Annotated in this window: 22 protein-coding genes; 10 read left to right on the top strand and 12 right to left on the bottom strand. The window is 68.8% G+C overall.

Annotated elements, in window-relative coordinates:
• Positions 1-523 precede the first annotated feature (523 nt).
• Both aroA and rsgA read left to right on the top strand, forming a co-directional pair.
• Positions 524-1,792: a 3-phosphoshikimate 1-carboxyvinyltransferase gene (aroA, locus tag AB0H36_RS38665; RefSeq protein ID WP_360535332.1), complete on the top strand. Its 1,269-nt coding sequence runs from the start codon at positions 524-526 to the stop codon at positions 1,790-1,792.
• Positions 1,792-2,802 (top strand): ribosome small subunit-dependent GTPase A, encoded by a 1,011-nt coding sequence (gene rsgA / locus AB0H36_RS38660; protein WP_360535329.1) that lies wholly within the window; start codon positions 1,792-1,794, stop codon positions 2,800-2,802. Before aroA ends, rsgA begins: the two co-directional genes overlap by 1 nt.
• Here the strand turns inward: rsgA and AB0H36_RS38655 are convergent.
• Positions 2,795-3,286 (bottom strand): DUF2231 domain-containing protein, encoded by a 492-nt coding sequence (locus AB0H36_RS38655; RefSeq protein WP_360535327.1) that lies wholly within the window; start codon positions 3,284-3,286, stop codon positions 2,795-2,797. The genes rsgA and AB0H36_RS38655 overlap by 8 nt on opposite strands.
• A gap of 144 nt (positions 3,287-3,430) precedes the next feature.
• Between AB0H36_RS38655 and hisN the strand changes: the two genes are divergently transcribed.
• Positions 3,431-4,210, top strand: a complete 780-nt coding sequence (gene hisN, locus AB0H36_RS38650) for a histidinol-phosphatase (RefSeq protein WP_360535325.1) — start codon at positions 3,431-3,433, stop codon at positions 4,208-4,210.
• Here hisN and AB0H36_RS38645 read toward each other — a convergent pair.
• On the bottom strand, positions 4,194-5,414 hold the full coding sequence (locus AB0H36_RS38645) for a DUF6596 domain-containing protein (RefSeq protein ID WP_360535323.1): 1,221 nt from the start codon (positions 5,412-5,414) through the stop codon (positions 4,194-4,196). The genes hisN and AB0H36_RS38645 overlap by 17 nt on opposite strands.
• Positions 5,407-5,754 carry a YciI family protein gene (locus tag AB0H36_RS38640; protein ID WP_360535321.1) on the bottom strand — a complete coding sequence of 116 codons (348 nt, stop codon included), beginning with the start codon at positions 5,752-5,754 and terminating at the stop codon, positions 5,407-5,409. Before AB0H36_RS38640 ends, AB0H36_RS38645 begins: the two co-directional genes overlap by 8 nt.
• Positions 5,755-5,868: 114 nt before the next feature.
• On the opposite strand from AB0H36_RS38640, the gene AB0H36_RS38635 reads away from it, so the two are divergent.
• From AB0H36_RS38635 to AB0H36_RS38625, 3 genes are read left to right on the top strand one after another with little or no spacing between them, the layout of a single operon-like run.
• Positions 5,869-7,155, top strand: a complete 1,287-nt coding sequence (locus tag AB0H36_RS38635; protein ID WP_360535319.1) for a pitrilysin family protein — start codon at positions 5,869-5,871, stop codon at positions 7,153-7,155.
• Complete coding sequence (locus tag AB0H36_RS38630) at positions 7,152-8,501, top strand: pitrilysin family protein (protein WP_360535317.1); 1,350 nt, start codon at positions 7,152-7,154, stop codon at positions 8,499-8,501. The genes AB0H36_RS38635 and AB0H36_RS38630 overlap by 4 nt, the downstream gene beginning before the upstream one ends.
• Positions 8,502-8,554: 53 nt before the next feature.
• A complete protein-coding gene (locus tag AB0H36_RS38625; protein ID WP_360535315.1) occupies positions 8,555-8,917 on the top strand; it encodes a DUF4190 domain-containing protein in 363 nt (120 codons plus the stop codon).
• Here AB0H36_RS38625 and AB0H36_RS38620 read toward each other — a convergent pair.
• A complete protein-coding gene (locus AB0H36_RS38620; protein ID WP_360535313.1) occupies positions 8,914-9,339 on the bottom strand; it encodes a CBS domain-containing protein in 426 nt (141 codons plus the stop codon). The genes AB0H36_RS38625 and AB0H36_RS38620 overlap by 4 nt on opposite strands.
• A 159-nt stretch (positions 9,340-9,498) precedes the next feature.
• Between AB0H36_RS38620 and AB0H36_RS38615 the strand changes: the two genes are divergently transcribed.
• Positions 9,499-10,374, top strand: a complete 876-nt coding sequence (locus AB0H36_RS38615; protein ID WP_360535311.1) for a hypothetical protein — start codon at positions 9,499-9,501, stop codon at positions 10,372-10,374.
• On the opposite strand, the gene AB0H36_RS38610 is transcribed toward AB0H36_RS38615, so the two are convergent.
• The 4 genes from AB0H36_RS38610 to AB0H36_RS38595 all read right to left on the bottom strand — a co-directional run bounded on the left by AB0H36_RS38610 (position 10,364) and on the right by AB0H36_RS38595 (position 14,803).
• Positions 10,364-11,191, bottom strand: coding sequence for a carbohydrate ABC transporter permease (locus AB0H36_RS38610; protein WP_360535309.1), 828 nt, complete (start codon positions 11,189-11,191; stop codon positions 10,364-10,366). The genes AB0H36_RS38615 and AB0H36_RS38610 overlap by 11 nt on opposite strands.
• Complete coding sequence (locus AB0H36_RS38605; protein WP_360535307.1) at positions 11,188-12,129, bottom strand: sugar ABC transporter permease; 942 nt, start codon at positions 12,127-12,129, stop codon at positions 11,188-11,190. The genes AB0H36_RS38610 and AB0H36_RS38605 overlap by 4 nt, the downstream gene beginning before the upstream one ends.
• 53 nt (positions 12,130-12,182) lie before the next feature.
• Complete coding sequence (locus AB0H36_RS38600; protein ID WP_360535305.1) at positions 12,183-13,544, bottom strand: extracellular solute-binding protein; 1,362 nt, start codon at positions 13,542-13,544, stop codon at positions 12,183-12,185.
• Between the two features lie 218 nt (positions 13,545-13,762).
• A complete protein-coding gene (locus AB0H36_RS38595; RefSeq protein ID WP_360535303.1) occupies positions 13,763-14,803 on the bottom strand; it encodes an ABC transporter permease in 1,041 nt (346 codons plus the stop codon).
• A gap of 102 nt (positions 14,804-14,905) precedes the next feature.
• Here AB0H36_RS38595 and AB0H36_RS38590 point away from each other — a divergent pair, with 102 nt between their 5' ends.
• From AB0H36_RS38590 to AB0H36_RS38580, 3 genes are all read left to right on the top strand, one after another.
• The gene (locus AB0H36_RS38590) at positions 14,906-15,502 is read left to right on the top strand and encodes a TetR/AcrR family transcriptional regulator (protein ID WP_360535301.1); all 597 of its coding nucleotides are present in this window, start codon (positions 14,906-14,908) and stop codon (positions 15,500-15,502) included.
• An 82-nt stretch (positions 15,503-15,584) separates the two neighbouring features.
• Entirely contained in the window at positions 15,585-16,376 is a 792-nt protein-coding gene (locus AB0H36_RS38585) for an ABC transporter ATP-binding protein (protein ID WP_360535299.1), read from the top strand.
• On the top strand, positions 16,373-18,871 hold the full coding sequence (locus AB0H36_RS38580; protein WP_360535297.1) for an FtsX-like permease family protein: 2,499 nt from the start codon (positions 16,373-16,375) through the stop codon (positions 18,869-18,871). Before AB0H36_RS38585 ends, AB0H36_RS38580 begins: the two co-directional genes overlap by 4 nt.
• Here the strand turns inward: AB0H36_RS38580 and AB0H36_RS38575 are convergent.
• The 4 genes from AB0H36_RS38575 to AB0H36_RS38560 form a co-directional block, all read right to left on the bottom strand.
• Positions 18,868-20,493, bottom strand: coding sequence for an ABC antibiotics transporter (locus tag AB0H36_RS38575; protein WP_360535295.1), 1,626 nt, complete (start codon positions 20,491-20,493; stop codon positions 18,868-18,870). The two genes, AB0H36_RS38580 and AB0H36_RS38575, sit on opposite strands and share 4 nt — an antisense overlap.
• On the bottom strand, positions 20,490-21,422 hold the full coding sequence (locus tag AB0H36_RS38570; protein WP_360535293.1) for an ABC transporter ATP-binding protein: 933 nt from the start codon (positions 21,420-21,422) through the stop codon (positions 20,490-20,492). The genes AB0H36_RS38575 and AB0H36_RS38570 overlap by 4 nt, the downstream gene beginning before the upstream one ends.
• Positions 21,423-21,727: 305 nt before the next feature.
• Positions 21,728-22,342 (bottom strand): NAD(P)H-dependent oxidoreductase, encoded by a 615-nt coding sequence (locus AB0H36_RS38565; protein WP_360535291.1) that lies wholly within the window; start codon positions 22,340-22,342, stop codon positions 21,728-21,730.
• A gap of 57 nt (positions 22,343-22,399) precedes the next feature.
• Positions 22,400-23,077 (bottom strand): DedA family protein, encoded by a 678-nt coding sequence (locus AB0H36_RS38560; RefSeq protein WP_360535289.1) that lies wholly within the window; start codon positions 23,075-23,077, stop codon positions 22,400-22,402.
• Positions 23,078-23,174: the final 97 nt, after the last annotated feature.

Here is a 23,174-nt window from a genome sequence, read left to right as displayed (position 1 = left end):
GTCGAGGCCGGCGACCTCCGGTTTGCCCGGGACGTCTCAGCCCGACGGCGACCTGCTGTCCTGGGCCAGTGACGACGGTCCATGGTGGTGAGACGGCCGCGCCTGACAGGTGGTGGACCTGAAGCCGGTCACGCTCGCCGACAAGAACCACCCCAGCCAGCAACGGTCAGCGGTCGTGGGACAGCAGCGCCTGGCAGTCGTGGGACCTGAAGTCGATCACGCTCGCCGACAAGAACTACCCCGGCCGGCAACGGTCAGCGGGTCGTGGGACGGCCGCGGCTGGCATGTGGTGGACCTGAAGCCGATGATGCTCGCCGACAAGAGCTACCCCAGCCGGCAGCGGACAGCCGGGGAGCACCCGGGACGAGATCCAGGTGCTCGACTTCAGGTTCCCCGACGCGCTCCCGCCGCCGGCGCTGGGCGGGACGCCGGAACCCCTCGTGCTCTCAGTTTCGGAAGGATGGGGGGTGGGGTGATGCTCATGCCCTAGGCTCGGGGCAGGGAATCGAGCCGAAGGAGTGGGATGAGCGAGCAGGGCTGGGCGGCGCCGCGGGCTGAGGGACCGGTCACCGGCCGGGTCACGGTGCCCGGATCGAAGTCGATCAGTAACCGTGCGCTCATCCTCGCGGCGATTGCGGACGGCCCGTCACACCTGACCGGCCTGCTCGCGGCCCGCGACACCATGCTGATGCGGTCCGCGCTGGTCTCGCTCGGCGTAGGCATCACCGACAACGGCGGCACAGTCACCGTGACCCCCGGCTCGCTCAAGGGCCCGGCGAGCGTCGACTGCGGCCTGGCCGGCACAGTCATGCGGTTCGTCCCGCCGGTGGCCGCGCTGGCCGACGGTGTGGTCGAGTTCGACGGCGACCCGTACGCGCGGGAGCGGCCGATGAACGTCATCCTGACCGCCCTGCGCACGCTCGGCGTCCAGATCGACGACAACGGCACCGGCCGGATGCCGTACGCGGTGTCCGGCGCGGGCTCGGTCCGCGGCGGCAAGGTCACGCTGGACGCGTCCGGCTCGAGCCAGTTCGTCTCCGCTCTGCTGCTCGCCGGCGCCCGGTACGACGAGGGCGTCGACGTCCGCCACGACGGGAAGCCGGTGCCGTCCCAGCCGCACCTGGACATGTCGGTCGGGATGCTGCGCGAACGCGGCGTCCAGGTCGACGACAGCGAACCGAACCGCTGGGTCGTTGCCCCCGGCCCCATTCGGGCGACGGACACCGCGATCGAGCCGGACCTGTCGAACGCCGCGCCGTTCCTGGCCGCCGCCGTACTCACCGGTGGCGAGGTGACCGTGACCGCCTGGCCGGAGCGGACCACCCAGCCGGGCGGTCAGCTGCTCGAGATCTTCACTCGCTTCGGCGCCGAGGCGACCCGCACGGACGAGGGTCTGACCGTGCGCGGGACCGGCCGGGTGCAGGGGGTCGACCTCGATCTGGGCGAGGTCGGTGAGCTCTCACCGGTCATCGCGGCGGTGGCTGCGTTGGCCGACGGGCCGTCGTACCTGCGCGGGATCGCGCATCTGCGCAACCACGAGACGGACCGGCTGGCGGCGCTCGAGCGGGAGCTCAACGCGCTCGGCGGCGACGTGACGCAGACCGCGGACGGCCTGGAGATCCGGCCGAAGCCCTTGCACGGTGGGCTTTTCGGCACGTACCACGACCACCGGATGGCGCACGCGGCCGCCGTACTCGGCCTGCTCGTCGACGGCCTGCGGATCGAGAACATCGGGACCACGGCGAAGACGCTGCCCGAGTTCCCCGAACTCTGGTCGGAGCTCGCCAGCTGATGTCGCGGTACGACGAGGAGGCCCGGTACGACCGGCCGAAGCGCCGGACCCGGCCGCGGACCAAGGACCGCCCCTCGTACGACGACGCCGTCATCGGCTTCGTGATCACCCGCGACCGCGGCCGCTACACCTGCTGGGTCGACGACCGCCAGGTCACCGCGATGAAGGCCCGGCAACTCGGCCGCAAAGGCGTCATCGTCGGCGACCGGGTCAAGCTCGACGGCGACGCAACTGGCGACGAGGGCACGTTGGCCCGGATCGTCGAGGTGCTTCCGCGGACGACATTGCTGCGCCGGTCGGCCGATGACGACGACCCCGTCGAGCGCCCGCTGGTCGCGAACGCGGAGCAGCTCGTGATCGTGGTCGCGGTCGCGAATCCCGAGCCGCGGACCGGACTGATCGACCGCTTCCTGGTGGCCGCGTACGACGCCGGCATGCGGCCGCTGCTCTGCCTCACCAAGACCGACCTCGCCGACCCGAGCCCGCTGCTCTCGATCTACCGCCCGCTCGGGGTCGAGTCGGTGGCAACGCACCAGAACGGCGACCTGAGCGAGCTCCGCGAGCAGCTCCACGACCGCGCCAGTGTGCTCGTCGGGCACTCCGGCGTCGGCAAGTCCACGCTGGTCAACGCGCTGATCCCCGGGGCTGACCGCGCCATTGGCGTCGTCAACGAGGTCACCGGCCGCGGCCGCCACACCTCGACGAATGCCCAGGTACTGCGCCTCCCCGACGGCGGCTGGCTGATCGACACCCCTGGCATCCGCTCGTTCGGCCTGGCCCACGTCGACCCCGACCACCTGATCCACGCCTTCCCCGACCTCGCCGAGATCGCCAAAGACTGCCCGCGCGGCTGCACCCACACCGAGTCCGCCCCCGACTGCGCGCTGGACGAAGCCAAGGATGTGGACCCAGCCCGCATCGCCTCCTTCCGCCGCCTCCTGGCCAGCCGCGAAGGCCGCGAAGGCCGAGAAAGCCGGGATGCTCCCCCGGCGGTCCCCGAGGCTACTTAGGAAGCTGCCCGTCCCAAACGGCTTTCGCGCCGGCGTCGCCGGTGCGGATGGTTTGGTAGATGACGAGTACGCCGATGACCACGACGGCAGCGCTGGTGACCAGCTCGAGCGGCTTGCTCTTGGTTGCCTTGGCACCCTTTCCGCTGGCCAGCGCAGACGGCCCGCCGAGCAGCAGTACCGCAGCCACCGACACCACCGCGAACACCAGGCAGAACCAGAACAGCAGGTCGCCCCGCTCCTCGTGCACCCGCACCGCCTGCTCCAGGGTCGGCACTGCGGCGACGAACGCCTCCCCGCTCTCCTTGGCGACGTACGCGAGCGCCAGCGCGCCGAGTCCGAGCAGCAGCGCCGGCCAGCGAAGCAGCCAGCGCCAGCGCGGCAACACCGCGAACGCGATCAGGGTGAGGGCGGCCACCGGCAAAACGACGACCGCAGCGTGGATCACCAGCACGTGCAGCGGCAGGTCCCCGAAGCGCTCGAACATTGACGCCTCCATGGCAGTCGTGAACGTGATCAGACACTAACTGCACGTTCAACGACCGGATTCGGTTCAATGCGTGCCGCAACCGTTCCGCAACCTTTGCGGACATCTGGTCCGCTGAGCGGGGGTTCAGGCTAGCCTTCCGGCATGCCTTCGCACACGGATGACCTGCGGCTCGCCCACATCCTGGCCGACGACGCGGACTCGACCACGATGGACCGCTACAAGGCGCTCGACCTGCACGTGGCCACCAAGCCGGACCTGACCCCGGTGAGCGAGTCGGACCAGAAGGTCGAGGACGTGATGCGCAAGACGCTGGCCCGGGCCCGCCCGCGGGACGCGTTCGTGGGCGAGGAGGACGGCACCTCCGGCTGGGGAGTACGGCGCTGGGTCGTCGACCCGATCGACGGCACCAAGAACTACATCCGAGGCGTCCCGGTCTGGGCGACGCTGATCAGCCTGATGATCGAGGACCAGGTGGTCGTCGGCGTGGTGTCGGCTCCTGCCCTCGGGAAGCGCTGGTGGGCGTCGTACGGCGACGGCGCCTGGACCGGCCGCGCCCTGCACTCCTCGCAGCCGTGCCGGGTCAGCGACGTGACCAGGATCGAGGACGCCTCGCTGTCGTACGCGTCGCTCAAGGGCTGGGAGAAGCTCGGCAAGAAGAACCAGTGGGCCGACCTGATGGACTCCTGCTGGCGGACCCGCGCGTACGGCGACTTCTGGTCCTACATGCTGGTCGCGGAGGGCGCCGTCGACATCGCCGCCGAGCCCGAGCTGAACCTGTACGACATGGCTGCCCTCGCGATCATCGTCGAGGAGGCTGGCGGCAAGTTCACCTCGGTCGACGGCGTCCCCGGCCCGAACGGACCCAACGCCGTGGCCACCAACGGCCGCCTGCACGACGAGGTCCTCAAGCGCCTCGACTGATCCGCCGTACGAGGAACTCCGCCTCCACGGCATTGCTCGTGAACGCCAATGCCTCCTGGTAGGCCGCTCGCGCCTCCGCGACCCGGCCGCACCGCCACAGCAGCTCGGCGCGGGTGGACGCGAGATACGCGTACGTCGCCAACGCGGGATCGTCGGCCAAGTCCGACAGCGCCCGCAACCCGGCCGCGGGTCCATCGACGTAGCTGAGCGCCACCACCCGGTTGAGCGCAACCACCGGAGACGGCCAGCGCGCGAGCAGCAGGTCGTACAGCCCTAGGATCTCCGGCCAGTCCGTGTCTTCCCACCGCTCTGCCTCGGCATGCACCGCAGCAATGGCCGCCATCAACCCGAACCGCCCAGCCGGCCACCCCAACGCCTCGCGCACCAACCCGAGGCCCTCCGAGATCAGCTCTCGATCCCACAGTGAACGGTCCTGGTCTTCCATCAACACCAGCTGGCCGGCAGCGTCCACCCGTGCTGTCTGCCGCGCCTGCGTCAGCAGCAGCAACGCGAGCAGCGCCGTCGCCTCCCCACTGTCCGGTAGCAGCAGCCGCACCATCCGAGCGAGGTCGATCCCTCGCCGGGCCAGGTCCGGCCGCGACAGCTCAGCACCATCCGCAGCCGTGTGCCCCGCGGTGTAGACCAGGTGTACGACGTCCAGCACAGCGTCGGTGCGCTCCGGCAGATCGGTCAGCCGAGGCACGCGGTAGGGAATCCCGGACCGGGAGATCTTGTGCTTGGCCCGAGTGATCCGGGCCTGCATCGCGGTCTCCTTGACCAGGAACGCCTTCGCGATCTCCGCCGACGACAAGCCGCACACCAGCCGCAGCGTGAGCGCGATCTGCGCCTCCTGCGCCAGCGCCGGGTGGCAACAGGTGAATACCAGCCGCAACCGGTCGTCCGGGAACACCTCGGCGCCGGAGTCCTCGATCGGGTCCGTCACCAGTAGCGGCAGCTTCCGCTCGGCGACCGACGCCCGCCGGCGCAGCTCCAGCGCCCGCCGCGTGGCGACAGTCGTCAGCCAGGCTCCCGGCCGGCGCGGCACACCCTGTTCCTTCCAGTGCACCAGCGCCTGCGCGTACGCGTCCTGGACACAGTCCTCGGCCAGGTCGAGATCGGCCGCGACGCGGGCCGTCGCGGCCAGGACGAAGGCCCACTCCGACGAGTGAGCCTCCGCCACGGCCTGGGCGACAGAGTCAGCCACCGTTGACGATCGGCCGGACCTCGACGCCACCCATCGGCGCCGGCACCTGCTTGGCGATCTCCAGCGCCTCGTCCAGGTCGGCCGCCTCGATCAGGTAGTAGCCGCCCATCACTTCCTTCGTCTCCACGAACGTCCCGTCGGTGACGACGTACCCGCCGTTGCCGTCGGAGCGGATCGAGGTCGCGGTGTCGCTCTCACCGAGCTGGGCGCCGCCGCGCAGCGCCGCGCCGTTGGCCGCCGCGAAGGCCTGGTGCCGCTGGTGGTTCGCCTCCGCCACCTCCGGCCCGGCCGCCGCCCACATCGCCTCGTTGTCGTAGATCATCACCAGGTACTTGCCCACCGATGTCACCTCTCCTGTGCAGGTCGGAATCCAGCATCTACCAACCCGATGCGCGGACACCGGCGAGATCGACATCCGACGCGGAGAATTTCCGGACCACGTAGGGTGGCTGGCATGCCCTTGACCTACCCCATCGCGGAGCAGACGCTCGACAACGGCCTCCGCGTCGTCGTCAGCTCCGACCGCGCAGTCCCGATCGTCGCCGTGAACCTCTGGTACGACGTGGGCTCGCGGCACGAGCCGGAGGGGCTGACCGGGTTCGCGCACCTGTTCGAGCACCTGATGTTCCAGGGGTCACGCAACGTGGCGTCCGGGCAGCACTTCAGCCTGCTGGAGACCGCCGGCGCCAGCCTGAACGCGAGCACCTTCTTCGACCGGACGAACTACTTCGAGTCGCTGCCCAGCGGCGGTCTCGACCTGGCGCTGTGGCTCGAGGCCGACCGGATGGGCTACCTGCTCGACGCGGTCAACCAGGAGAACCTGGACAACCAGCGCGACGTGGTCAAGGAAGAGAAGCGGCAGAGCTACGACAACCGCCCGTACGGCGACTCCTACGAGCGGCTGGTCAAGCTGTCCTTCCCCGAGGGACATCCGTACGCGCACATGACGATCGGCTCGATGGCCGACCTCGACGCCGCGTCGGTCGAGGACGTGCACGCGTTCTTCCGGCAGTACTACGGCCCGAACAACGCCGTCCTGACGATCGTCGGCGACGTCGCGGAGGAGGACGCCTTCGACGCCGTCAAGCGGTACTTCGGCCACCTGCCGGCCATCCCGAAGCCGCCGGCCGCACCGGACGGCACGATCGGCCCGCTGACCGAGGTGCTGCGTGACGACGTGGTCTCCGACGTACCGTCCGACCTGGTCACGATGATGTTCCGGCTGCCGGTCGACGGCACGCCGGAGCTGGACGCGGCCGGCCTCGCGCTCGACATCCTCGCCGCCGGCCAGAGCGGTCGCCTGAACCGCCGGCTGGTCCGCGACGAGCAGATCGCGCAGTCGGTGTCCGGCGGCGCGCTGCCGCTGATCGGCGGCGTCTCGTTCGGCACGCTGACCGGGATCGCCTCGGACGGCGTGGACCTGCAGAAGGTCGAGGACGCGCTGCTCGAGGAGATCGAGAAGCTCGCCGAGAACGGCATCACCGAGGACGAGCTGGCCACCGTGCAGGCACAGGCCGAGCGGGACTGGCTGGAGCAGCTGGCGACCTGCGCCGGCCGGGCCGACGAGATCTCGCACCACGCCCTGCTGTTCGGCGACCCGAGCCGGATCAACACCCGGATCGACCAGGTCAAGGCGATCACCACCGACCAGGTCCAGGCTGCGGCCTCGAAGTGGATCCGCGCGTCCGGGCGCGCCCAGGTGACGTACCGCCGTACCGAGTCGGCAGGAGAGAACGCATGAACCAGGTTCTGACCACCCCGCCGGCCGTCGGCGCGCAACGCCCCTGGAAGTTCCCGGAAGCGACCACGACGACGACCGCCGCCGGGACCCCGGTGCACGTCTTCGACCGCCCGGGTCAGTACGTCGCCACCGTCCGGGTCACGATCGCGATGCCGCTGATCGCCGAGCCGCGCGAGCTGGAAGGCGTCGCGACGATCATGTCCCGGACCCTCGACGAGGGCACCGAGCTGCGATCGGCCAACGACTTCGCGGCGGCGCTGGAGCGGCACGGAGCGGCGTACGGCGTCGACGTGAGCTCAGACGCGTTGCACGTGGAGATCTCGGTGCCGGTGTCGCACCTGGCCCCGGCGGTGCAGCTGCTGGCCGAGGCGATCACCCGGCCCGCGTTCAACCAGGCCGACGTCGGCCGGCACGTGACGATCCGGCTCGGCGAGATCAACCAGGAGCGGGCGAACGCCGGCTACCGGGCCCGCGAGGCGTTCGCGGCCAACCTGTTCGACAACGCGACCCGGCGCTCGCGCCCAACCGCCGGGACGCCGGACACGATCCGGCCGCTGACGAACGTCCAGGTGGCCGAGTTCTACCGGGACAACATCGGCCCGGGCCGCGCGCAGATCCTGTTCGCGGGTGACGCGACCGGTGTGGACGTGGCCGGCATCATCGACGAGGCGTTCGGCGGCTGGACCTCTGCCTCCGGTCCCGCGCTGGAGACGCCCGAGCCGATCTACATCCCGGGCGACCGCGTCGTCCTGGTCGACCGGCCGGGCTCCGTCCAGAGCCAGCTGCTGATCGGCTGTGCCGGCCCGGACCGTCGTGACCCCGCCTGGGGGGCGGCCGCCGTCGCGAACCACGTGGTCGGCGGCACGATCACGTCCCGCGTCGACACCGTGCTGCGCGAGGAGAAGGGCTACACCTACGGCACCCGGACGAGCTTCGCGGCTCCGCGCAAGGGCGGCACGTTCAGCCTGGGTGGCGCCGTACGCACCGAGGTGACCGGCGCCGCGATCAGCGACGCGCTCCGGATCCTCCGGGAGGCCCGCAACGGGCTGACCGAGCAGGAGGTCCAGGAGGCGAAGGACAGCCTGATCCGGACCGCCCCACTGCGGTACGAGCAGGCCGACTCGATCGCCCAGCAGGTCGGCAGCAACATCGCGAACGGGGTCCCGATCGGCTTCGCCGACACCTACCTGGCCCAGATCGCCGCCACCACCGCAGAGGACGCCACCGAGGCCTACCGGCGGTATGTCGGAACCGACGGCCTGCTGGTCGTCGTCGTAGGGGAAGCGAAGGACGTCCGGCCGCAGCTCACCGAGCTCGCACTGGGCGACCTGATCGAACTGGGCTGAGAGCGCCGCGCTCCTCTGCTCAGCGCCTGGGTTCTGAGCAGAGGAGCAAGACCATGTCGTTCACCGAGCGGCCGACCGACGCGACCGACCGCACCCACACCTTCTGGTCCCCGTCGTACCCGCTCCAGCCGGGCTTCCCGGACCAACCGGCGTACGGCGTCCTGCGCGACCACTCGCAGGCCACCGTCGCGCTCGTGCTCGGTGCGATCGCGCTCTGCACCGGCCTGCTGATCGTCTCGCCGGTCGCCTGGTGGCTGGGCAGCCAGGCACTCGCCGAGATCGACGCGTCGCCGGGCGTCTACAACAACCGTGGAATGGCGCAGGCCGGGCAGATCTGCGGCCTGATCGGCACGGCCCTGCTCGCCATCGGCCTGCTGTTCATCGTGGCGATGGTGGTTCTCGCGCTCGCCGTCTAACGGGTGATGTAGTTCGAGAGTTGCTCGCGTTCGAATTCGAGTTCGCCGATCCGGGACTTGACCACGTCACCGATGCTGACCAGGCCGACCAACGCACCGTCGACGACGACCGGCACGTGCCGGATCCGGCGATCGGTCATCAGCCGCATCAGGTTGTCGATGTGCTCGTCCGGGCTGCAGGTGGCGACCTCGGACGTCATGATCGAGCTGACCCGGACATCTCCCGCGTCCGGGGTGCCGTTCCAGAGCCGCACGATGTCGCGCTCGGAGACGATGCCGGCCACGGAGGACCCGTCCGGACTCACGACCACGGCGCCGATGTTGTGGTCGGCCAGCAGGGCGAGCAGTTCAGTGACAGTGGCTTCTGGGGAGATGGTGACGACCTGATTGCCCTTGCCGCGCAGTACGTCCTTGATCTTCACGGAGCCTCCTGCAAATCGAGGGACCAATACCCCAAGGTAGCGAAATCCCAGCCCCAGCGGCAGCCCTCAACGATCACAGCTTGTGACAGCTCGTACTGCGTGAACCCCTTCACATGATCACTCTCCGTGTCCAACCCCTAGGGTGCGTAGGGTGGAAAGGTGAGCTCAATCGTTCCGGGTCCGCAGAAGAAGATCGGCGAGGAGATCGCCGCGGCACTCGCCGGTGCCAAGCCCCTGAATGCAGGTGATCTCAACACCTCGACTGCCCCCAAGGAGGAGCTGGTCGGGCTCGACGACTGGCCACAGCCACTGCGTACGACGGTCGAGGCCGAACACGAACGCGTCACCGCCCTCGCCACCAACCGCCGCAAGACCGCCGACCTAGCGCTACCCGCGGTCGTCCGCGGCCTCGACGAGCTGCTCACTCAGATCGCCGACCGCCTCCAGGCCGACAAACCCGGCCTCCTGCGCAAGCCCACCGCCGCCACTCCCGATGCCCCGCTGGCCGAACTCCTCGGCATCCCCACCGACGAGATCACCCCACCAGACCGCTCCGAACACCGCACCGCCCTGCGCACCATCAAACAACTCCGCGGCCAACTCAAGGACATCGAAACCTCGACCGACCACGCCCGCCTCACCAGACTGACCACCTTCACCATCCGCCTGGCCGTCGTACTGGACGCCACCCCAGCCGCCACCCCCCTCGCCCCCACCGCCCTCTCCCGCTTCGCCAACGCCGCCCCCGACTACCAGTGGGACTGGCCCTTCCCCCAAAAAACTCACCTTCTGGCAACAAACCCACCAATCCCTGACCGCCCGCTAGCAGCCGGCGATCCACCGAATCGTGGAATTTGGTCCACTACGCGCCCCGTTCACAACCAAAATCCACGACTCGGCGGCCGCTCGGCGCGTTGGCCCGGCGCCGACCAGTCCGACCCGTCACCGCGATCCGCGCACGCCGCCGGAGGCGGCCAACCAGGCAGCCGCCGCGAAGCGGTGTCCTTTGACCCTCCCCGCCGTACTAGCCCTTGATCGCGCCACCGAGCGCGAACGCGCCGCCCAGCTTGCGACTCAGCAGCAGATACAGCAGCAACACAGGAGTCGTGTAGATCAACGAGTAGGCGGCCAGCTGGCCGTAGTTGGGTTCGCCGTACTGGCCGAAGAAGGTGAAGATGCTGACCGAGGCCGGCAGCCGCTCAGGGGACAGCAGCAGCATGAACGGGACGAAGAAGTTCCCCCACATGCCGATGAAGGTGAAAATCATCACGACCGCGATCCCCGGCCACATCAACGGCAGCACGATCCGCCGCAGCGCCTGCATGTTGCTGGCGCCGTCCACCCAGGCCGCTTCCTCGAGCGACAGCGGCACCCCGTCCATGAACGTCTTCGTCAACCAGATCGCAAAGGGCAGCGAAGAGGTCGCCATGAACATGATCGTGCCCCCGATCGTGTCGACCAGGTTGAGCTGCACGAACAGGCCGTACACCGGCACCATGACCGCGGTGATCGGCAACCCGGTGCAGAACAGCACGGTGAGCAGGAACGGCCGGTTGAATTTCGACTTGAACCTCGACAGCGGGTACGCCGCCAGCACCGCACAGACCATCGTGAGCAGTGCAGCACCACCGCACAGCACCACGCCGTTCAGCACCGGCCGGTACGTCGTGTCGGTGTTGAGGACCGCCTTGAAGTTGCCGAGGGTCGGGTTCGTCGGGAACTCGACCCGCAGACCGGCGGTCCGGTTGATCGACGCGAACAGCACCCACAGCAGCGGCAGGACGAACAGCACGCCGATCGCCAACAGGATCAGGTTGGCGGACAGCTTGCTGATCCGGTCGCGGGCAATCATGCGGCCTCCGAACTCAGTCCACGCAGGTAGATCAGCGAGAAGACCGCGCCGATCGCCAGCATCACCAGGGCGATCGCTGTGCCGTAGCCGATCTGGGAGAAGCTGAACGCCTGCTCGTACATGTACAGCGGCAGCGTCTGGCTCTTGGTGCCGGGCCCGCCGCGGGTCATTGCGTAGATGAGGCCGAACACGCTCAGCGTCTGCAGCGTGATCAGCATCAGGTTGGTCATGATCGCCCGGCTGATCATCGGCAGCGTGACCCACAGCAGCCGCCGGCCGCCGCGGGCGCCGTCCATCTCGGCGGATTCCTCGATCTCCTTGGGGATCTCGCTGAGCGCGGCCGAGTAGACCAGCATCGAGAACGCCGTACCGCGCCAGATGTTGGCGAGTGACACCGCGATGATCGGTGCCGCGTACAACCAGTCCTGGCCGGGCAGGCCGACCGCGTGCAGCATCACGTTCAGCGTGCCCTCGTCGTTGAAGAACGCGCTGAGCAGGTACGCCGCCACGACTTCGGGCAGCACCCAGGCTCCGATGACCGCCGTACCGACGAAGTTGCGAACCAGCTTGGTGGACCGGCGCATCAGCAGGGCCAGGCCGAGACCCAGGGTGTTCTGGCCGATGATCGCGGAGATCAGCGTGAACACCAGGGTCAGCCAGATCGCGTTGGTGAAGGCGCCGCTGCCGAACGCCTTGCGGAAGTTGTCGAGGCCGACGAACCTGACCTCGGCCGCACCGGTGCCGGTGAGCGCCATGTTGGTGAACGCGGCGTACAGGCAGTAGATGATCGGGCCGGCCAGGAAGACCAGCATCAACCCGATCGCCGGTGTCAGCGGCAACATCCTGAACAGCTTGGCGGCGCGCGGCCGCCCGCTCGGCCCGGACTTCTTGCCGGACGGAGCGGGCTTGGCCGCCGCGGGAGCGACTGTCGTCGTCACAGGGAGGGATCCTTCGTCAGCCGGGGGCTAGTTGACGGGGGCTCAGACGGGGGCTACTGCCCGCCGCTGTCCGTGGTCGTCTTGTCCTTGCTGACGATGCCTTCGACGGCTTCGTCATAGTTCTTGGCGGCCTCGTCCGGTGTGGACTGCCCGGTCATCACCGCCTCCATCGCGGTGATGATCTCGTTGGAGACCTTCGGGTACTCGGCGTACGCCGGCCGGTACACGGTGACCGACACCAGGTCCGTGAAGAACTGCGTGCTCTTCGCGGACGACTTGTAGGTCTCGTCGGACGCGACGTCCTTGCGTACGGCGATCTGCGCGCCCTCGGTGGCGTACTTCGCCGCGTTCTTCTGGGTCTGCAGCGTCTTGATCAGGTTCCAGGCCGCGTCCGGGTTCTTCGACTTGGCCGGGATCGCCCAGGTCCAGCCGCCGGAGAGGCTGACCTTGCCCTTGCCGCCGCCGTCCTGCGTCGGCATCGCGGTCTGGCCGAGCACCTCGCTCCACTGCGGCCACGGCTTGGCGCCGGTCTTCTGCCAGTTGCCGTAGATCCAGGAGCCGTCCAGCGCGATCGCCAGCTTGCCGCCCGGCAGCAGCTCGGTGCCGACCTTGCTGCCCATGTTCGGGTCGAGCGCCTGCTTCGGCGTCGGCGCAAGGCCCTCGGAGTAGATGGTCTTGATGAAGTTCAGCGAGTCCTTGAAGCCCTGGCTGCCGACGACCCACTTCTGCTGGTCGTTGTTGTACAGCGAGTCCTTGGTGCCGTACAGCAACATCTCGAAGCCCTGCATGGCCGAGGCCTCACCCATCGGCTTGCCCGAGTACACGTTCAGCGGGATGACACCGGGGACCTTCTCCTTGATGGTCCGGGCCGCGCTGAGCACGTCGTCCCAGGTCTTCGGCTGCCAGTCGGCGGGCAGGCCGGCCTTCGCGAACAGCTGCTTGTTGTACCAGAGGGCCCGCGTGTCCGTGCCGTCCGGGACGCCGTACGTCTTGCCGTCGAGCGCCTTGGCCGCGCCCTTGGCGGTGTCCTCGAACTGGCCCCACTGGTCCCAGTTCTTGATGTAGTCGTCCAGCGGCCGCAGGTAGCCGGCAGTGATGTCGGAGTTGATCAGGAACGTGTCCTCGTAGACCACGTCCGGCGCCGTGTTCGGCGACCGCATCATCAGCTGCAGCTTGGTGTAGTAGTCGTTCTCACTGGCCACGATGGGCAGGATCTCGACGGTGGAACCGGGGTTGGCCGACTCGTACTCGGTCTTGACGCCGGCGAGGAAGTTCTTCATCACCGTGCCCGGGCCCCATTGCTGGTACGCGATCTTGATGTTCGCCGGGCCGGCGCTCTGCGAGCCACCCGCCTCCGGCTCCTTCGTCGTCGACCCCTGGCTGCAGGCCGAGACCGCCAGCAGCAGCGCACTCACTGCGGCAGCTGCTTTGAAACGTTTCCTTGTCACCATCACGTCCACCTTCGGGCAATCGTTGTCATCCCGGTACCACGACCCAAACCCGCTGGGCTTTTTGCGACCGTAGGAGGCCGAGGCGGCCGAAGTCAATGCTTGACAGACAACGTTGTCCGGGTCCGAACGCCAGCACGCGGTGACCGGCAGGTAACAATCCGGTCACCGCGTTGTCATGACATTCAGACAGTAGCCGGATTCGCCTCGTGGCGAGGGTGTACGACGCGTTGTGACTTGAGTGCGCCGAGTGCGCAAAGGACCAGTCCGGCGGCCAGCCAGCACCCCAGTACGACGAGGGGTCGCCCGGCCCCGGCGCCGTCGAAGAAGCTCACCGAACGGAGCGCCGTACCCGCGGCTCCCGGAGGCAGCAGCTGCCCCAGCGCACCCCAACCGCTCGGCAGCATCTCCGGCGCACTCGTCAGCCCGGACAGCGGGTTGCCGAGCAGCATCATCACGGCCGCCCCGAGAGCGAGCCCTGCCCGGCCGAACAACCATTCGAGCCCGAGCAGCGTGAGGCTCACCGCGCCGATCGACAGCGCGATCACGCCCGCATTCCCCCAGTAGCTGCCCTCGAACGACCCCAGCCAGAACTGCAGTACGGCGGCCAGCGCCAGCCCACCCGTGATCGCGAACCCGATCGCCCCAACCATCCGCCGGGACCCGGTCTTGACCAGTTGAGTCAACAACGCTGCGGCGATGATCCCGCCGAGCACCAGCGGCAGCGCACCCGCAGCCAGACCCGCGCCCCGCGGGTCGTCCGCCGGCAGCGGTACGACGTCCGTCACCTTCGCCGGCGCCTCGGGCGACAAGCGGGTCGACAGCTGCGTGAGGATCTGCGCGACCGCGGGACTCCCGGCCGACGCAGTCAGCACCTCGGGCTGCTGCGGGTCGAGCACGATGGCGCCGTACAGGTCCCGATCCTCGATCAGCTGCACGGCTGCAGCCCGATCCGGTACGGCGGTGATCTCGAAGCCACCCGGCATCGCCTGCTCGAGACCCTTCTCCACCTGGGCAACAGCCTGCGGAGGTCCGGCCACCGCGAGGGGGACGTCCCGCGGTTCGGACCTCGCGGCCGGCCAGGCGAACGCGATCAGTAGCACGGTAAGCAGTGCGGTCAGCAGCGTGATGATGACGACTACAGGCGGTCGCTGACGGTTGTCGGCGGCGTGTTCGGGGGTGTGTTCGGGCGCTTGCTCGTGGTGCCCGGTCAGCTGAGCGGACATGATGGGGACTCCTTGTAAACCGAATGACCGTTCTTTATTAGTTCGAGCGTGGACCCTGCACCGCAACTTGTCAAGAACGGACATTCGTTTTATGTTCCCAGCATGCCGAAAGTCACCGAGGAACACCGGCTGGCCCGTCGCCGGCAGATCGTCGACGCGGCCCGGCGCTGCGTGATCGAGCAGGGCTTCCACAAGACGACGATGGCCGACGTGATCCGCGAGTCCGGCCTGTCCGCCGGCGCGGTGTACGGGTACTTCAAGAGCAAGGAGGAGATCGTCGCGGCCATCGCCGAGGAAGCACTGAGCACGGTCGACGAGCTGTTCGAGAAGATCCTGGCGAGTGAGAAGCCGCTCTCCCCGTTCGACGCGCTCGAGGCCGCGCTCAAGCACATCGTCGCGATCGCCGAGCGCCCCGGCGGCGACGTCACCAGGGTCGCGATCCAGGCCTGGGCGGAGGCGCTGCGCAACCCCGCGATCATGGCGACCGCGCAGAGCAAGTACAGCGAGCTCCGCGGACACTTCGAGGCGGTCGCCCGGCGCGCTCAGGCCGACGGCACGGTGGACGCCTCGGTCGACCCGCGCTACATCTCCCAGGCGCTGTTCGGCTTCCTCCCCGGCTTCCTGCTCCAGCGGCTGCTGATCGGCGACGTCTCCCCCGAGACCTACAGCGCCGGCCTGCGCGCACTGCTCCAGCCGTAGCGCATTTGGTGGAGTTTCACCCACCATTCACGGCGGTCCAGCACCCTGGGGAGCGGCGCGTGTGCTCCGTAGCGTCTTGCCCATGAAGAAGAAGACGCGACGGTCGCAGGAATCAGTCGGCGGATCCGAGTACTCGGTCGTCCTGCACGACGTACGACGGGTCTACGGCCGTGGCGCCAACGCCGTCACCGCCCTCAACGGCATCTCGATCAACTTCGCCCCCGGCACCTTCACCGCAGTGATGGGCCCGTCCGGCTCGGGCAAGAGCACGTTCCTGCACTGTGCGGCCGGTCTGGACCGGCCCACGTCGGGCAGTGTGGTCATCGCCGGCCAGTCGCTCGCCGAACTGAACGAGCGCAGGCTGACCGAGCTCCGCCGCGAGCGCATCGGCTTCGTGTTCCAGTCGTTCAACCTCCTTCCGGCGTTGACCGTCTGGCAGAACGTCTGCCTGCCGCAGGAGCTCGACGGCCGCCGCGCGAACCGCGCCGCCGTCCGCGACGTCCTCGACCGGGTCGGCCTCGGCGATCGCCACAAGCACCGGCCCGGCGAACTGTCCGGCGGTCAGCAGCAGCGGGTCGCCATCGCCCGCGCGCTGGTCGCCCGGCCCGCGGTGATCTTCGCCGACGAGCCCACCGGCGCGCTCGACACCCAGACCGCTGCCGACGTCCTCGAGCTGCTTCGTGAGCCGGTCCGCACCCAAGGCCAGACGGTTGTCATGGTCACCCACGATCCGGTCGCCGCGTCGTACGCCGACCAGGTCGTCTTCCTCGCGGACGGCGTACTGGCCGGGAGCCTGGTCGCGCCCACTGCGGAACAGGTCGCCGACCGGATGACTCACCTCGGCGCGCGTGCCCTGTCGGCGGTGGCGGGATGATGCGGCTGGCTGTCCGTACCCTGCGCTTCCGCAAGGGCGGCTTCATCGCAACCTTCGTCGCGGTCGTCTTCGGCACCGCGATCGTGATGGCCTGTGGCGGCCTGATGGAGACCGGCATCCGCTCCAACGTCGCGCCGGAGCGCCTTGCGGCCGCGCCGATAGTTGTCACTGGCAATCAGTCGCACCTTCGTCCCGGTGCGGAGGACCCGACTCCGCTTCCCGAGCGGGTCGGCGTCCCGACCTCGCTGCTGGAGCGGATCCGTTCTGTGGAAGGCGTTTCGGCCGCGATCGGCGACTACACGTTCCCAGTCGCGATGCTCGGCGCAGGCGCCTCGAAGGGTGCCTCGACGGTTGCTGAAGGCCACAACTGGAGCTCCGCGGCCTTGGCGCCGTACCAGCTGACCTCAGGCCGGGCGCCCTCCGCCGGCCAGGTCGTCACGACCGCGCCGGGCGCGAAGATCGGCGACCGCGTCACCTTCCTCCTCGACGGCGCACCGACTGCTTTCACCGTCAGCGGCATCGTCCAGGGTCCGGCCGGTCACGCGTTCTTCTCCGACCGCGATGCTCGTCGGATTGTCGACAATCCGGCGCGCTTCGCCGACGTCGGCGTACTGATCGCCCCCGGCGCCGACCTCGACGCGGTGAAGGACCGGATCGAGGCGCTCGACGCCGGGATCACCGTCCGGACCGGGATCGACCGCGGCCTGGCCGAGCACCCCGGCGGCGAGTCGCAGGCGGTGGCGCTGATCGCGATCGCCGGCTCGTTCGGCGGGATCGCGACGATGACGATGATGTTCGTCGTCGCCTCCACGCTGGCCTTGTCCGCACAGCATCGCGAGCGCGAGTTCGCGCTGCTGCGTGGCATCGGCACGACGCCCGGCCAGGTACGGCGGATGATCCTCGGCGAAGCGTTGCTGGTGTCGCTCCCGGCTGTGCTGCTCGGCGTCGTTCCCGGCGTCTTCCTCGGTCGATTCCTGTTCAAGGAGCTTGGCGCGCACGGTGTTGCGTCGACTGTCATCGAGTTCTCCCAGGGCTGGATCCCGTTCGCCGCCGGCGCGGGAGCCGCCGTACTCGCGGCCGTCGGCGCCGCCCTGATCGCGGGGCGCAGGTCGGCCAAGATCCGGCCGGTCGAGGCGCTGATGGAAGCGTCGCTGCAGCGGAAGTGGTTCAGCTGGCTGCGGTTGCTCTTCGGTGTGCTGTTCCTTGGCGGCGGTCTGGCTCTGTTGATCGTGACCGCGACCGTGATGACCGGTCCGCTGGCCGGTGCGACCGCCGGGCCGTCGATCCTGTGCTGGGCGATCGGTGTCGCGTTGCTCGGCCCGTTCTGGACGAAGGCCGCGCTGCTGGTATGGCGTTGGCCGGTGCAGGCGCTGACCCGGGTCAACGGGCGGCTCGCGATTCGCAACGTCACGGCACGATCGGTGGCGCTGTCGGCGGCCGCGATGCCCGTGATGCTTGCCGTCGGCATCTCCACCGCGAACCTCTACATGCAGACCACGCAGGTCCACGCCGCCTCCGAGGCGTTCACGCGGGATCTTCGCGCGGACGCCGTCCTGGTCTCTTCGGCGGGCCTGTCACCTCAGTTGCTCGCCGAGGTGCGCGAGACTCCTGGCGTGGCGAGTGCTTCGGCGTTCGTCCGCAGTACCGGCGTCATCGACGAGCCCCGCAACGCGCCCTTCGACGAGGAGGGCGCTCCCCTGATCGGCGTCGACGCGCAGGGCGCAGACGGTACGGCGCCGGTCCGCTTGACGAGCGGATCACTGGCCGGCCTGACCGGATCGACCGTCGCGCTGCCGGACTATGTGGCCGACAAGATCGATCGGCGCGTCGGCTCGGAGATCGACATGACGTTGGGCGACGGGACGGCGGTGAAGCTGCGGGTCGTCGCAACCTTCGCGGCTGAACGCGGCTACGAGTCCATCATCCTGCCCGCCTCCCTCGTCGCGGCTCACACCACGGACGGGTTGATCACGCAATTGCTGGTCCGCGCTGCGCCCGGCACCGACGTCCGTCCGGCTCTGGCAACGGTTGCGGCCAAGCACCCCGCCGTACAGGTCGCGGACCGCGAATCCCTGGTCGCGTCGAATGCGGAAGACCTGCAGACACAGGCCTGGGTCAACTACATGCTCGTCGGCATGCTGATCGCGTACACCGCAGTCTCGGTCGTCAACAACCTGGTCTCGACCACGCTCCGCCGGCGTCGCGAGTTCGCCCTCCAGCGCCTGACCGGATCCACCCGCGCCCAGGTTCTGCGCATGCTCACGACCGAGAGCACGCTGGTCTGGCTTACCGGTATCACGCTGGGTACTCTCGTCGCCCTGGCCTGCCTGATCCCCTTCTCCGCCAAGGTTTCCGGCTCGTCGCTACCCACCGGCCCGCTGTGGATCTACCTCCTCATCGTGGCAACCGCAGGCGCTCTGACCTTCCTCTCAACCGTCATCCCCGCCACCACAACCCTCCGCCAGTCCCCCACCCAGCCAACCCACACCGACTAGACGGGGAGGGTGAGGTTCCTGCGGCGCAGCGACAGGACCGCTGCTGCTGCCAGCAGGCCACCAGCCAGGCAGAGACCGAGGATCGGCCCGATGGTCGGGTCGACGGCCGGCGCGTTGGGCACGTGGGTGAAGGGAGAAAGGTCCAACAGCCAGGTCGGCAGTCCCAGCGCCGGCCCGAACATCGGACCGACCGCGATCGAGCCCACCACGAGTGCCCAGGACAGGCCGACCGACCATCGCGGCAGCACCATGATCACCGTGACGACTGCGGCTCCCAGGACACCGATGGCTGGGAGTTGGATCAAGGCCGCTCCGACCAGGTCGCGCAGCAACGGTCCGGTACCGCCGGCAGTTCGACCGCCGGTGACCGCCATCGCCGACGCGAAGACGAGAAGGAGCAACACCGACCCGACCAGGGCGTTGACGGCGTACGCGCCCAGCCAGCGAACTCGTGAGACCGCGGTACCGAGCACCGCCTCCAGTTCGCCCTGCGCCTCGTCGTGGTGCAAGCGCAGCAGGAGCGTGGTCAAGAAGATCGCGACAGCCATTCCGGCCATCTGCATCATCGAGGCCCAGTAGGCACCGAGCAGGTCGGCGTCACCGCCGAACGTGCTGTACCACTCGGTCGCCTCGCCCTGAAGTCCGCCGATCTGGTCGCTCAGCGCCCCGAACACCAGCCCGAACCCGAGCAGACCGATCACCCAGCCCAGCAGCGCTCCACGCTGCAGCCGCCAGACCAGGCCGATCGAGCTCAGCAGAGCTGGGCTGGCGTGAGCAGCACCCCTGCGCTCGGGCCACGTACCCCGGCCTACATCGCGTCTTCCGACGAGGACGATCGCCAGTGCGCACAGGGATGCCATGATCAGCACGGCGAGCGCCATCGGCCACCAGGTGTCGTCCGCGAACGGCCGCATCTGCTGGCCCCAGCCGATCGGGGACAACCAGGCCGGCCACGCGCTCGTGACCCGGAGCGCGGCCGAATCCACGGTCCCGAGCATGTTGCCGAGAGCCGCAAGCATGAACGAGACGCCGAGTCCCGCACCGGCAAGGCCGATCGCTCCGCGCGCAGTCGACGTCAGCTGGGACGTCACGGCAGCGACACCGGTGAAGACGATACCCACCAAGGCAATCGAGGCGCCGGCAACCAGCGAGCCGGCTGCGGGCTGACCCGCGATCACCATGCCGAGACCGAGAGCAAGCAGCAGTACGGCGTTCGCCGCAAGGGCAACGAGGACGGCGGCGGCCAGGGAGGCATGCCGGCCGACCACACCGGCGCGCAGCATCTCCTCACGACCGAGTTCCTCGGACTGACGGGTGTGCCGGACGACTGCAAGCACGCTCATCATCGCCGCCAGCACGGCCAACGTGAGTGCGTCCCGGTGCAGGGTGTAGCCGCCGACGCTCGGGCCGGTGACCAGGCCGAGCACGCGCATGCCGGGATTCTCGACCACGATGCGGGTGTCCGGCACGAGAAGCTGGGGGTGCTTCGTGTAGCTGTCCTCGAACATGGCGGTGGTCGCCGCCAGGAAGCCGGCCATGCCCAGGATCCACGCCGGCAGAGTGATCCGGTCCCGCCGCAGCGCGAGGCGAACCAGCCGGATCGTTCCGGTGAAGCCGCTCATCGCACCGTCACCACCTCGGCTGTCTCAGCGGCAGGTACGGCGATGTCCTCGTCGTAGTGCCGCAGGAACAGCTCCTCAAGCGTTGGCGGCGAGGTGATCATCGACCGCACCTCGAGCTCGACCAGGCGTCCGAGCACGTCGCTCAAGTCGTCCGGTTCGACGCTGAATTCCGCATGGCAGTCGTGGACTCGGGCGTCGTGCACGCCAGGCCAGGTCGCGATCGACTCCGGCGGTTGGACAGTGTCGACCACAACCGACGTACGCGTGAGGTGGCGCAGGTCGGCGAAGGTACCGCTCTCGGCGGCACGACCGGACCGGATGATCGTGACGCGGTCGCACAGCGCTTCCACCTCGGCCAGGATGTGGCTGGACAGCAGGACGCTTCGTCCGTCGGTCCGCAGCTCCTGGACCAGGTCCTGGAAGACCGCCTCCATCAGCGGATCCAGCCCTGACGTCGGCTCGTCCAGAAGATAGAGCTCGACGTCGGAGGCGAACGCAGCCACCAGGGCGACCTTCTGCCGGTTGCCTTTGGAGTAGGCCCGGATCTTCTTGGTCGGATCGAGCTGGAAGCGCTCGAGCAGCTCCTCACGGCGCTGTGCGTTCAGGCCACCCCGCAGGTCGCCCAGTACGTCGATCACCTCGCCGCCAGTGAGGTTCGGCCACAGATTCACCTCCCCCGGGACGTAGGCAAGACGTCGATGCAGCTTCGCCGCGCCACGCCAGGGGTCACCACCGAGCAGGACGACGTGCCCGGCGTCAGCACGCAGCAAGCCGAGCAGCACCCGGATCGTGGTCGTCTTCCCAGCCCCGTTCGGCCCAAGGAACCCGTGCACCTCCCCCGCCTCGACCTGCAGATCCAAACCGTCGAGAGCCCGAGTGCTCGGCCCGAACTCCTTCACCAGTCCGGAGACCGTTATGGCAGCTGTCATCGAGACCACCCTTCCGGTGCCACATCCCGCCGCGGGCACTCACCCGCACCCTCAGCACATCCCCAGCACGCAGCCCCGAGCAGGGCCGAACGTCCACAACAACCCGCCCAACGTCCCACCCCACCCACCAGCCTCCGGCCCGCTCGACAGCCACGGACTAGGACCGGCACGACGCCCACCGGACTGGAGCCGACCCGACGACCACCGGACTGGAGCCGGCTCGACGGCCACCGGGCTCGGGTCAGCCCGACGGCCACCGGACTGGAGCCGGCTCGACGACCACCGTGCCGGGGTCGACTCGATGGCTAGCGGGCTGGGGTTGGCTCGGCGACTGGTTGGAGGGCGATGGTGGTGGCCTGGACGATGCCGGCGTTTTCGCGGATCCAGCCGGAGAGGACGACCTGGAGGTCCTCGAGGTCCCGCTCCTCCAGGATCACGCCAGGCACCGGCACACTCGCGCCCAACTCCGCGAGCACCGGACGCAGATGCTGATCCGCCAGCAGCTTGTGGCTCGGCGCCGCAGAGACGGTGACCGGCACCACAACCGCCCCCGCCAACGCCTGCGGCTTCAACACATCCAGGAAGCTCTTCAGCAACCCCGTATAACTGCCCTTGTACACCGGCGTCCCCACCACCAGCACCGACGCCGACGACACCAGATCGATCGCGTTCTCGAGCGCCGCCCGCTGCTCCTCCCCCGCGTTCTCCCCCTCGAAGATCGCCGGCGCAAACGTCACCAGATCCACGAGCTCATCGATCCGGTACGGCGTCCCGAGCTCGGACGCAAGCAGTTCGGCGACCGACGCGGCAGCCACCGCGGTCCGTGAACCGGCCCGGGGGTTGCCCACCACGGTGACGACAGACTGCGGCCACACCGGCGGATCCGGCACGACCTGCGGTTCGAACGCGACTGAGGGCATCTGACCCATCTCCTGAGCTCGGCAGTGATGGATCGAGACTAGCCAAAGTCGAGCTTCCTACTTGACTTTCTCAGATTCCGAACGCCTGGCCCGAACCTTGACAACCACGAACCACGTCACCGCCGCCACCGCACCCGCGATCACGACCCATTGGAAGACGCCCACCGAGGACTCGACCACGTGCCACCGCTCACCAAGTTGATACCCGGCGATGATCAGCAACGAGTTCCAGGTCAGGCTGCCGACCGCCGTCAGCATGAGAAACAGCGGCACCGACATCCGTTCCACGCCGGCCGGAACCGAGATCAGGCTTCGCACCACCGGCACCAACCGCCCGATCAGCACGGCCCTCGGCCCGTGCCGGTTGAACCAGTCCTCGGCCTTGTCGACGTCCTCCACCTTGACCAGCGGCAGCTTCCCCGCCAGCGCCCTGGTCCGATCACGGCCCAGTCCGGCGCCCACGCCGTACAGAGCCAGCGCACCGACGACCGAGCCGATCGTGGTCCAGATGATCGCGTCGATGAGACCCAGGTCACCCCGGCTGGCGGCGAACCCGGCCAGCGGCAGGATCACCTCGCTGGGCAGGGGCGGAAACAAGTTCTCCAGCGCTACCGCGAGCCCGGCGCCCGGTGCACCGAGCTTCTCCATCAAGCCGATCGCCCATCCGGCCACACCTCCGGTCGGCTCGTGCGTCGCTTGCAGCGCGGTCATCATCACCTGATTCGTCGTGAACATGGCGACGACGGTAGGCGTGCGGACGATGTCCGCACATTGAAGCCAACCGCCGTCTTTTGCTGGGATTTTCCACAGTACAGAACTGAGGAAAACCGCA

The organism is Kribbella sp. NPDC050820 (assembly GCF_040653975.1).
Classification (GTDB): Bacteria; Actinomycetota; Actinomycetes; order Propionibacteriales; family Kribbellaceae; genus Kribbella.
Note: the sequence above shows the minus strand (reverse complement) of the source record. Positions and strands in the feature narration are given on the sequence as shown.